Origin of the sequence: Protofrankia sp. Cr1 (assembly GCF_963555865.1) — a bacterium.
Classification (GTDB): Bacteria; Actinomycetota; Actinomycetes; order Frankiales; family Frankiaceae; genus Protofrankia.
This window is the reverse complement of the sequence record NZ_CAUVXO010000028.1, coordinates 28269-29801: the sequence shown is the minus strand read 5'-3', so window position 1 is coordinate 29801 and position 1533 is coordinate 28269. Positions and strand designations below refer to the sequence as shown.

Annotated in this window: 1 protein-coding gene; it reads left to right on the top strand. The window is 67.3% G+C overall.

The window, feature by feature from the left end:
• Positions 1-120: 120 nt before the first annotated feature.
• Positions 121-1533 (top strand): bifunctional UDP-N-acetylglucosamine diphosphorylase/glucosamine-1-phosphate N-acetyltransferase GlmU (gene glmU, locus U9980_RS04850; RefSeq protein ID WP_322766869.1); only part of this gene is annotated, 1413 nt, incomplete at its 3' end.

The window sequence follows — 1533 nt, the reverse complement described above, 5'->3', positions numbered from 1 at the left end:
GACTTGTTGTCGGTGCTTCGTAACCGGTGCTTCGTAACCGGCGGGTCGGTAACCGGCGGGTCCGTAACCCGGTAGACTCGGCATACACTGACGTTGATGTCCGCGATCACGGGAGCTCGTGTGACCCAACCACGTCCGGCGGCGGTTGTCGTCCTCGCGGCAGGCGAGGGTAAACGGATGCGTTCAACCATCCCCAAAGTGCTGCACCGTATCGCGGGTCGATCCCTCCTTGACCATGTTCTTGCCGCTGTGGCGCCGCTCGGTGCACAGCGACAGCTCGTGGTGGTCGGGCATGCCCGGGAGCGGGTGATCGCGGCGATCGCCGGACGCGCTCCGGAGGTGTCGCCGGTCGTGCAGGATACCCAGGGCGGCACGGGACACGCGGTCCGGGTCGCATTGCAGGCGACTGTGGGCATCGGGCCGGACGAGCTGGTGGTCGTGGTCCCCGGGGACGCCCCGCTGTTGACCGGCGCGACCATGTCGGCGCTGGTGGCGGCCCATATCCGGGCAGCCGCGGCGGCGACCGTGCTGACCGCCGAGGTTTCCGATCCGTCCGGGTACGGTCGGGTGATTCGTGGGTCCTCAGGTGAAGTCCGGGCGATTGTCGAGCAGTCGGACGCAGACCGCGTCACCGCGGCCATTCGTGAGATCAATACCGGGGTATACGTCTTTACAGCCGGTCCGTTGATCGAGGCGTTGACATCTTTGACGACCGACAATGCCCAGGGTGAAGAATACCTGACCGACGTCGTCGGCGCGCTTTTCGCGCATCGCCACGCCGTAGCCGCGTATCCGCTCGACGATCCGGGCGAGGCGTTGGGTGTGAACGACCGGATCCAGCTCGCCGCGGCCGGGATCGTCATGCGGGACAGGATCGTGACCGCGGTGATGCGGGCGGGCACCACCGTGCTGGATCCCTCCACCACCTGGATCGACGTCGACGTCACCGTCGAGGCGGACACGACACTGCTGCCGAACACGTTCCTGCACGGGCGCACCCGGGTGGCCGTCGCAGCCGTGATCGGTCCCGACTGCACCCTCACCGACACGGTGGTCGGGGCTGGTGCCACGGTCAGCCGCACCACCGCGGCCGATTCGGTGATCGGACCGGACTGCGTGGTCGGTCCTTACACGCATCTGCGCCCGGGAACGCACATCGGATGCGGGGTCAAGCTCGGTGCCTTTGTGGAGACCAAGGCGGCCCAGATCGCCGACGGCGCGAAAGTACCCCACCTGGCCTACGTCGGCGATGCGGTGATCGGTGAGCGTAGCAACATCGGCTGTGGGACGATCTTTGCGAACTATGACGGCATCGCCAAGCATCGGACCGTGATCGGTGCGGATGTCAAGATCGGCAGTGACACCGTGCTGGTTGCGCCAGTCCAGGTGGGGGACGGCGCGTACACAGGTGCTGGTTCGATCATCACTGAGGATGTGGTGTCGGGAGCGCTCGCGGTCCGGGAGGGCCGGCAGCGGACGATCGAGGGATGGGTGCAACGGCGTCGTCCCGGCACGGCGGCGGCTCGGGCCGCC